The organism is Erythrobacter longus (assembly GCF_000715015.1).
GTDB lineage: Bacteria > Pseudomonadota > Alphaproteobacteria > Sphingomonadales > Sphingomonadaceae > Erythrobacter > Erythrobacter longus.
Window position 1 is genome coordinate 375,031 of the sequence record NZ_JMIW01000006.1, and the last position, 8,345, is coordinate 383,375.

Consider the following 8,345-nt stretch of genomic DNA (forward strand, 5'->3'; position numbering starts at 1 on the left):
TGGTTTCCTTATTTTACGCCAAACCGTCCCACAGGACGGCACAGGTTAGATCGCGTTGAAGAGGGTAAGATTGCTGACCCGGGTGAAAGTGGTTTGGCTCGCTTCCAGTGCGGTCAATGTCTGCTGCAAACGCACGATGACATCGGCAAGATTGGTGTCGCCAATCTCCGAGCGTTTTTCGGCAATATTGATCCCGCGCTCGGCATTGTCGTCTTCGATCGCCTCGACCCATGCCGCGCGTGTCCCGACAATCGTTTGATTGCGATTGGCCGCATTCAACGCTTCGTCGATGCCCGCCAATGCGGCTTGTGCAGCAGCCGCTGGATCAGGAGCGGCCCCGCGCAGATCGCTTGCCAATTGACTGAAGACTTCAAAACTGCTGGTCGGTGTGCCCGCCACATTAAATTGGAACAAGGCATCACCCGTGATCCCGCGTGCGATACTGGTGCCGGGCGCAACTGGCACAGTGCCCACCTGGCCATTGCCCGCATAAGTGACTGTGCCATCGGGCGCTTTGGTAAAAGCAGGTGCGCCAGCGGTCCCGGAAAACAGCGGGGCGCCCGTGATCGAAATAGCGTTGGAGCGGGTAAAAAGCTCCTCTGCCATCTGTTCCAGCTCATCGGCAATCGCCGCGCGGCCAGTTTCGCCTTGCGTGTCGTTCGCCGCTTGCACCGCAAGTTCACGCGCGCGCTGGATCAGCTCGACCACGCCGGTGATCTGGTTGGATGCCTCTTCCAGATCCTGGCGCAAGCGCGCGGCGTTTTCTTCTTCGGTGCCCCCGCGAACCTCAAGTCGGGTAAGCTGGCGCAGGCGCGATGCGGCGACGGGGTCTTCTGACCCGCGCTGAATCCGCACACCGGTTGCGATTTGGGTTTGGAAACTCTCCGCACTTTCCCGCAAAGTCGCCAATTGGCCCAAAGACCGCTCATAAAAAGCGCCGGTTGAATTGCTGACAAAGCTCATCAGTTCAGCCCCAGAATAGTGTCGAAGATGTCATTCGCGACCTGGATCACGCGGCTGTTTGCCTCGAAGGCCTGCTGCAAACGGATGAGAGCAGCGGCCTCTTCATCAAGGTCAACGCCCGTTTCAGTCAGCAATTCTGCCGCCGCGCTGCCCGCGATGATGGAGAGCCCTTCGCGAGTTGTTTCAAGCCCTGAAATGCGGCTGGAAAGCGAAAGGAGCAACCGGTCGGTTTCGGCAATCGGGCCATCGTCCGCGCCAATCGCTGCGACAAGAGCCGACAGGTTGGTGGTATCCCGGCTTCCCGCGGGCGAGCCAAGCGGAGCAAGCGCCAATTGATCGCCATCGGTCAGGACCATTTCAATATCGCTGGCATTGGTGCCTGCAAAAAGCGGTTGTCCCGGCGTCCCGTCAAGCGCGGCCCCGCTGGCCTGTGCGGCGTTGGCCCGGGTGATGGTGGACAAGGCGATTGCATCCAGAGTGGCAGCGCGGTCGCGCAAGTCATTGAGCGCCGAAACACGCCCCGCCTGCGCGCCGCTAACGGGGGCAAAGGTAAGCCCATCAAGCGTAAAGGACGCCGTGCCATCTGCGGCAATAGTGGAGGTGAGTGTATTGGACGAAGGCCCATCGACCAGCACCGGCCCCACCGTCCCCGCTGGTGCAGGGGTGGTCACAAGGCGCACGGTGGCAGCGCCGATCTCGTCAAATTCAACCGTCAGGCTGAACTGTTCTGAAATATCGCGCAAAGCCGCATCGCGTGCATCGAACAGGTTCGCCTGAGAGGCAGAACCTGGCCTCACATTCACAAGCTCGCGGTTGATCCGGGCAAGCTCGGTTGCAGCCGCATTTGCCTCATTCGTCCCGACGCCGACCGCATCCTGAGCCAGATCACGCGCATTGTTGATGCCGGTTTGCGCCGATTGGAAGGTCACCGAAAGCTGGCGCGCTGTTTCCACTGCGCCTGTGCGAAGGGCAGGATCGGTCGGGTCGCTTTCCAGCAGGGTCAGCGCGGCTTCAAACTGGACAAGACCTCTAAACAGCCCCGATTGCTCAAGCCCGAGCTCTGCATCCCGCAGCGCTGCGATATCGTTGTCGGCGCGCTGGACATCGGCCAGACTATCGCGCGCTCTTGACTGGAGGAGCTGGTTATCAGGCCGGACAATTCCGCCAATGCGCACGCCCGAAAGCGCGTCGCTCGTTGAAAAGTCGATGACGGCAGAACCGACAAACTCTTCCAATCGCAAAGATCGCCGGACGTAATCCGGGTTCGATGCATTGGCGATGTTTTGCGCTGTCACCTCAATGCTGGCGCGCGCTGCTCTGGCCCCGCTTTGGCCGATGGAGATAAGATCTATTGGCATTACTCAACCCGTTTGGCAGAAACGAATTGAGCAAGCTGTTCCTCGATACTCCGTGCAAACCCTAAGCCGCCATTTGACACGGCGATGTCGGCAAAGTGTTCATCGCGCATGGTCTTGTACTGTTTCATCCCGCCTCCGGTAAGGGGCGTATCCTCAGTAAAAGGCGTCTCGCGCGCGGCTTCCAGAAACTTGCGGATCATGATCGCTTCAAACCCTTGCGCCGCCTCGCGCAGCTCTTGCTGCTCGGGGGTAAGGGGGGTGGGGGTTAAGGAGTTGGGGCTGGTGCCTGAAACAGGGGCCAAAGAACCATTGACTGGACCAATCATATCACCACCATTTCCGCTTGAAGGGCGCCCGCTTGCTTCATGCTTTCAAGGATCACCACCAGATCAGAGGCCCCCACACCAAGCAGGTTCAGCGCATCGACGATTTCGTTAAGACTGGCAGCTCCGGGAAACAGCGCGACACGGCTGTCCGCTTCTTCGATTGTGATTTGGGTGTCTTCTTCGATCGCGGTTTCGCCGTTCGCAAACGGTTCGGGTTGAACCACGGTGGGGTTTTCATCAATGCGGATCACCAGCTTGCCGTGACTGATCGCAGCAGGGGCAAGGCGCACCGCTTCGTTGATGACAACCGTGCCTGTGCGCGAATTGATGATGACTTTGGCAGCCACTGGCGCAGGCGTCACGGGGAGCATTTCAATCGCGGCAAGGGCTGCGGAGCGTTCGTCATTGCCAAACGGCAGCGCCAATTCGATGCTGACCCCGTCGGCGACTTTCGCCATGCCGGGATACATTCCATTCACCGCATCGCGCACGCGCGCAGCGGTCAGGAAATCGGCCTGGTGCAAGTTAAATCGCAGCGTGCCTTCGCGGTCGAAACCGGTCGCAACGCCTTTTTCAACCGTGGCCCCATCGGCAATCCGGCCAACGGTTGAGACATTGACCGAAACCTGTGACCCATCGCGCCCCGAAACGCCAAGGCCGCCAACCGCCACATTGCCCTGTGCCATCGCATAAATCTGGCCATCGGCCCCATAAAGCGGCGCGAGCACAAGCGCGCCCCCGCGAAGGGAGCGCGCCTGGCCCAGGGTGGAGACGGTGATGTCGATGCGCTGTCCCGGCTTTGAAAAAGCGGGCAATTCAGCCGTAATGATAACCGCCGCCGCATTGCGCAGATTTGGGCTGACGCCGGGCGGCAATTGCAGGCCCAGGCGGCCCGAAACCCCGCGCATGGCCTCGCGCACATATTCAAGGTTGTCATCGCCGGTCCCTTGAAGGCCCACGACAATGCCGTATCCGGTCAATTGGTTGGCACGAAGCCCTTCGAACTGGCCCAGATCGCGGATCCGTTCAGCATGAGCATCAGCCGGAACCAATGCCATGAAAGCCGCCAATAATGTGAGGCATAGCCGGGAAAACAACATTGCGTGTATCCTCTCTTAAAACGGTGAAATGCGGCTGAAAAAGCGTTGCAGCCAGCCGGGGCGGCTTGCCTGTTGCACAGCGCCTTTGCCGGTGTAGATGATCCGCGCATTGGCAACCCGCGAGGAGGGCAGTGTGTTGTCGCTATCAATATCGACAAGCCGGATGCGCCCTGCAAATTGCACCCATTCATCGCCCTGGCTCAAAGCCATCTGTTTCTCGCCCACGACCTCAGCAGTGCCATTGGGATAGATCGCCGCGATGGTGACAGAGACGAGCCCGTTCAACCGGCTTTGCTGGGACGCGCTGCCATTGCCGGCAAACGAGGTTTGCCCATTGCTGGCGATTGCATTGGGATTGAGGAAGGCGAGCGGGCCCGCTGTGGGCGGGATCAACCCGATGCTGCCATCGCGGTCGGTGGCGCTATTGGTGCTTTTGGATGTGCTGGTGCTTTCGACCAGAGTGATCGTCAACATATCGCCAAGCGTGCGTGCACGGGTCCCCACAACAAGAGGGGCATAGCCCTGGCTTGCCTGATAAATCGCGCCTTTGGTGCCCGTGTTACCGCCCGCCACCTGAGTAGGGGCCATTGGGGGCGGCGGCGGGGCATAGAAGCCTGCCTCGCGCTTGGAACCGGCGGTCATGCAACCAGCCAGCGAAACCGCGCAAAGCCCGATGATAGAAACCCGAAAAACCTGCATGATAAATGCCATTGTAAGTGCCTCTGATCAGAGCGTTTGGTTGGCGTTGCGCAGCATCTCATCAACCGCGCTCACCATGCGCGAATTGATCTCATAGGCGCGCTGGGCCTCGATCATTTCGACGAGTTCTTCGACCACGTTGACGTTGGAGCCCTCGAGCATTCCTTGACGGATATTCCCGCGACCAAATGTGCCCGCTGGCCCCACATCTGCCGGACCGCTGGCGGCCGTTTCGATCAGGAAGTTGTCGCCAATCGCCTGAAGGCCTGCGGGATTGATGAAGTTTGCAATCTGAAGCTGGCCCAGCTGAATGGGCGCTGCCTGACCGTCCTGCTGCGCGCTTACTGTGCCGTCGGGCGCGATCTGGATGCTGCGCGCGCCTTGCGGCACCTGAATGGGCGGGTTCAGCTGAAACCCTTGCGCGGTCACCAGATTGCCCTGCGCCGACAGATTGAAATTGCCTGCTCTGGTATAGCCGATCTGGCCATTGGGCGGGATTTCCACCTGAAAAAACCCCGGCCCGTCCATCGCCACATCCAGAGTGTTGCCGGTCTGGTTCAAAGTGCCCTGGCTGTTGATCCGGCTTGTGCCCTGGATCTGTACCCCGGTGCCCAGATTAAGGCCCACGGCAAAGGCAGTCTGATTGGTCGATTGCTGGCCCGCCACCCGGTTTTCCTGATAGGCGAGCGTTGCAAAATCCACCCGGTCGCGTTTGAAACCAGAGGTGCCGATATTGGCAAGGTTGTTGGCGATCACCCGCATCCGCGCATCTTGCGCTTCAAGTCCGGTTTTCGCGACGTGGAGGGCGGAAGTTGGCATGGTCTGATATCCTGAAAATTAGCGTATGCTAAGGAGGCTGGAGCTGGATTCATCGAGCTCGCCAGCGGTTTGAATAATCCGCGCGCGCTGTTCAAAGGCGCGCTGGGCATCGATCATATCGACCAGCGCCTCGGCGGTGTTGACGTTGGATTGTTCAAGCGCGCCCGGCGTCACCCCGGCAGTGGGATCTGCTGGCAGAACCCCGCCGCCCGGTACTTTCAAAAAGCTGTCGATCCCCTTGGTAAGCGGGCTGCCTTGCGCAGACACCAGCTTGATCCGGTCAAACGCTGCGGCAGGCAATTCAGGGGCGGCAGGGTCCGTGCCCAGAACCGAACCATCATCCGAAATCGCGATTTGAAAGCCAGCGGGCACCGTGATCGGCGCACCTGTCTCACCCAGCACCGGAAGGCCCTCGCCATTTTCAAGGACGCCAGATGGCGCCACCCGAAAATCGCCCCGGCGCGAATACACCTCGCCGCCATCGGGAGCCTGAAACGCGATCAGGCCATCGCCCTTGACCGCAATATCCAATGGCTGACCAGTGGGATTGACGCTGCCTTGCGACATATCGGCATTGCGCACAAAGCCGCGCGCCATGGCCCGCGCCTCCAACCCCAGTAAATCGTCGCGCGAGCGGTCTTTGACAGTCGAAGGCGTGACCGAAAACAGCTCTTGACGAAAACCGGGCGTGTTGGCGTTGGCAAGGTTGTTCGCGGTCATCCGCTGACGGTTCATTGCCGCTTCCATGCCGGTCATGGCGGTGTAGATCAGGCGATCCATGGCTTACCTCCCGACTTCCAGATTAGCTCTGAAGGTTCAGGACGACCTGAGAGATCGCGGTCGCGGTATCGAGCGCCCGTGCGTTCGCCTGGAAGTTTCGTTGAGCGGTCAAAAGGCCGACCATCTCCTCGGCCAGATCCACGTTGGAGCGTTCGAGAGTGCCGTTGCGAATAGCGCCAAAGCTGCCCTCACCCGGATTGCCATATTGCGCAATTCCTGAATTTGCGGTCGCTTCCCATTTTGTCTGCCCGATAGAGCGAAGACCGCCCGTGGCCGGGAAAGAGGCAAGCGCAACTTGCGAGATGGGCTGGCTGGTGCCGTCCGAGAAAGAGGCGCTCACCACGCCTTGCTGGTTGATCGAGACATTGGAAAGCCCCGCGCCCGCTCCATTGGTGGTGGGAATGACAATCGAGGCCGGCACCGCAGAAGTGGGGACGCCGTTGGCATCGACGGGAAAGCCCTGGACAATGTCGCCGCTGGTATCGACGAGCGAACCATTGGCCAAAACCTCAAGCGCGCCGTTGCGCGTGAAAGTGAGCTCGCCGGTCGTCGGGCTGGAGGTTGCAAGGAAGCCATCGCCGCTGATCGCGACATCAAGCCCGCGCCCGGTCTGCACGAGCGAGCCAAGCGCGAAATCTTGTGTGATGCTTTGTACAGAGGACCCGATGCCCGGCGTCAAACGCGGGTCGGTGCTGCCGCCGGTTGCAATGATATCGGCAAAGGCGGTGTTGCTTTTCTTGAAGCCGGTTGTCTCTGCGTTCGCGATATTGTGCGAGATCACAGCAAGGTCGGTTTGCGAGTTTTTCATGCCGCTAAGCGAGGTAAAGAAAGACATGGGGGTTTCCTTTGCAAAAGGGGAATGGGGTTAGATGACGGTTTGAGTGCCTGAAGGATTGAATGCCGCATTATTGGCTGCTTGCGCTGCTGCGGTGGCGGCCTCGGCGGCCTGTATCGCGGCCTCAGCAGCGGCGGTTTGCGCCTCGATCAACGCGTCCAGCTTTGCCGAAATGTCATCGAGCCGGTTGTTGCCTTCAAGGTTCGATTCCAGCGACGAAAACTGCGCCAATTGGGCCAGCATCTGTTCGTTGCTTTGCGGCTCCAACGGGTCCTGATTGGCGAGTTGTGCCGTCATCAATCGCAAAAAATCGGCAGAGCCAAGCTGCGCTGCGGCGCTTTGCTGGACGATTGATCCGGGCGCATTGATCCGGTCGAGCGTCTCGTTGAGCCCGGCGGGCTGGTTGGTGTTGATGGTGGTCATAATCAGTTGCTCCTCAACGTATCCATCATAAGCTGTTTGGCGGTTTGGAGCGCCTGCACCATGTTCTGATACTGGCGCGCGCTTTCCATGATCTCGACCATTTCGGCGGTCTCATCGACAGGCGCATCCCACACTTTGCCCTCTTCATTGGCGAGTGCATTGGTCGGGTCGTAGCGTTCTTCGGGCCGCGCATCGGTGCGCACCAACCGGGTCGACGTGACGGTTGCAATGCCCGACACCTTGTCGAGCTCCGTTTCAAACACGGCGCGGATCGGGCGATACGCGTCCTCTTCAGAACCCGACACCGCGTTGGCGTTGGCAAGGTTCGAGGTTGCCGCGTTGATCCGCACAAGCTGTGCCGACATTGCGCCTTCGGCAAGGCTGAACAAGGTTGGGGGACGGCTATCAGGCACCGTTATTCTCCTTTGAGAGCGCGTGTGATGGTGTTGACCTTGCCCTTCACGAATTCGAGCGTTGCCGAGTAAGCGAGCGCGTTTTCGGCAAAGGCGATCTGTTCGCGGCCAAGCTCCACCGTGTTGCCATCAAGCGAAGGCATGGCATTTCGGCGGTACAAAAGTTCAGGTTCAGAAGGCGCGGAAGGGCTGCCGGTGTCCTGGGCAAGCTTGGCCTTGAGCCCCGCGTCAAAATCGACATCGCGCGCCTTGTATCCGGGCGTTGCCGCATTCGCGATATTGGACGCGATCACCCGCATACGCTCTGACCGTAGTTCAAGCGCTGCGCCGTGAATTCCGAAAATTCTGTCGCTCATCATCAAGCCTTTTGGTTAGGGCCAAATCTGTGTGAGCCTGTGATTGCACCAAGCGTGCCAAAGCGCAGGTTTGCCGGAAACTTGCCGGAAACTTGCAGGCATTTTGGGCAAAAACGGCAAGCGCTTGCAGCCTTTCGGCAAGGCCCCGCCGATGTGGCCCGCCGATGTGGCCCGCCGATTTGGCCTGCAGTCTCTACCCGCCAACTCTAGGCTCAGGACCTATTAATCCCACCTTCGAGGTTTGAAGCAAAATGGCCTTGTGCAAGGAGTAAA

11 protein-coding genes are annotated in these 8,345 nt (G+C 59.6%); all 11 read right to left on the minus strand.

Features of this window, described 5'->3' with window-relative positions:
* Positions 1 to 45: 45 nt before the first annotated feature.
* The 11 genes from EH31_RS13795 to flgB are packed head-to-tail and all read right to left on the minus strand — an operon-like array spanning position 46 to position 8,072.
* Positions 46 to 963 carry a flagellin N-terminal helical domain-containing protein gene (locus EH31_RS13795; RefSeq protein WP_034961186.1) on the minus strand — a complete coding sequence of 306 codons (918 nt, stop codon included), beginning with the start codon at positions 961 to 963 and terminating at the stop codon, positions 46 to 48.
* Positions 963 to 2,321, minus strand: a complete 1,359-nt coding sequence (gene flgK, locus EH31_RS13800; protein ID WP_034961188.1) for a flagellar hook-associated protein FlgK — start codon at positions 2,319 to 2,321, stop codon at positions 963 to 965. The genes EH31_RS13795 and flgK overlap by 1 nt, the downstream gene beginning before the upstream one ends.
* The gene (locus tag EH31_RS13805; protein WP_034961190.1) at positions 2,321 to 2,647 is read right to left on the minus strand and encodes a rod-binding protein; all 327 of its coding nucleotides are present in this window, start codon (positions 2,645 to 2,647) and stop codon (positions 2,321 to 2,323) included. The genes flgK and EH31_RS13805 overlap by 1 nt, the downstream gene beginning before the upstream one ends.
* Entirely contained in the window at positions 2,644 to 3,705 is a 1,062-nt protein-coding gene (locus tag EH31_RS13810) for a flagellar basal body P-ring protein FlgI (protein WP_241765932.1), read from the minus strand. Before EH31_RS13810 ends, EH31_RS13805 begins: the two co-directional genes overlap by 4 nt.
* A 57-nt stretch (positions 3,706 to 3,762) precedes the next feature.
* The gene (locus EH31_RS13815; RefSeq protein WP_081853417.1) at positions 3,763 to 4,458 is read right to left on the minus strand and encodes a flagellar basal body L-ring protein FlgH; all 696 of its coding nucleotides are present in this window, start codon (positions 4,456 to 4,458) and stop codon (positions 3,763 to 3,765) included.
* Between the two features lie 15 nt (positions 4,459 to 4,473).
* Entirely contained in the window at positions 4,474 to 5,265 is a 792-nt protein-coding gene (gene flgG / locus EH31_RS13820; RefSeq protein WP_034961197.1) for a flagellar basal-body rod protein FlgG, read from the minus strand.
* Positions 5,266 to 5,283: 18 nt separating this feature from the next.
* Complete coding sequence (locus EH31_RS13825) at positions 5,284 to 6,045, minus strand: flagellar basal body rod protein FlgF (RefSeq protein WP_034961199.1); 762 nt, start codon at positions 6,043 to 6,045, stop codon at positions 5,284 to 5,286.
* Positions 6,046 to 6,067: 22 nt separating this feature from the next.
* Complete coding sequence (locus EH31_RS13830; protein ID WP_034961201.1) at positions 6,068 to 6,880, minus strand: flagellar hook-basal body complex protein; 813 nt, start codon at positions 6,878 to 6,880, stop codon at positions 6,068 to 6,070.
* A gap of 30 nt (positions 6,881 to 6,910) precedes the next feature.
* On the minus strand, positions 6,911 to 7,303 hold the full coding sequence (locus EH31_RS17010) for a flagellar hook assembly protein FlgD (RefSeq protein ID WP_081853418.1): 393 nt from the start codon (positions 7,301 to 7,303) through the stop codon (positions 6,911 to 6,913).
* Positions 7,304 to 7,305: 2 nt separating this feature from the next.
* Positions 7,306 to 7,716, minus strand: coding sequence for a flagellar basal body rod protein FlgC (flgC, locus tag EH31_RS13840; protein ID WP_277813519.1), 411 nt, complete (start codon positions 7,714 to 7,716; stop codon positions 7,306 to 7,308).
* Positions 7,717 to 7,718: 2 nt separating this feature from the next.
* Complete coding sequence (gene flgB / locus EH31_RS13845; RefSeq protein ID WP_199797040.1) at positions 7,719 to 8,072, minus strand: flagellar basal body rod protein FlgB; 354 nt, start codon at positions 8,070 to 8,072, stop codon at positions 7,719 to 7,721.
* Positions 8,073 to 8,345 lie beyond the last annotated feature (273 nt).

Excerpts from the sequence above, each read along its gene's own strand:
- EH31_RS13795 (WP_034961186.1), bottom strand. The coding sequence starts at position 963 with ATGAGCTTTGTCAGCAATTCAACCGGCGCTTTTTATGAGCGGTCTTTG.
- flgK (WP_034961188.1), bottom strand. The coding sequence starts at position 2,321 with ATGCCAATAGATCTTATCTCCATCGGCCAAAGCGGGGCCAGAGCAGCG.
- EH31_RS13805 (WP_034961190.1), bottom strand. The coding sequence starts at position 2,647 with ATGATTGGTCCAGTCAATGGTTCTTTGGCCCCTGTTTCAGGCACCAGC.
- EH31_RS13810 (WP_241765932.1), bottom strand. The coding sequence starts at position 3,705 with ATGGCATTGGTTCCGGCTGATGCTCATGCTGAACGGATCCGCGATCTG.
- EH31_RS13815 (WP_081853417.1), bottom strand. The coding sequence starts at position 4,458 with ATGGCATTTATCATGCAGGTTTTTCGGGTTTCTATCATCGGGCTTTGC.
- flgG (WP_034961197.1), bottom strand. The coding sequence starts at position 5,265 with ATGCCAACTTCCGCCCTCCACGTCGCGAAAACCGGACTTGAAGCGCAA.
- EH31_RS13825 (WP_034961199.1), bottom strand. The coding sequence starts at position 6,045 with ATGGATCGCCTGATCTACACCGCCATGACCGGCATGGAAGCGGCAATG.
- EH31_RS13830 (WP_034961201.1), bottom strand. The coding sequence starts at position 6,880 with ATGTCTTTCTTTACCTCGCTTAGCGGCATGAAAAACTCGCAAACCGAC.
- EH31_RS17010 (WP_081853418.1), bottom strand. The coding sequence starts at position 7,303 with ATGACCACCATCAACACCAACCAGCCCGCCGGGCTCAACGAGACGCTC.
- flgB (WP_199797040.1), bottom strand. The coding sequence starts at position 8,072 with ATGAGCGACAGAATTTTCGGAATTCACGGCGCAGCGCTTGAACTACGG.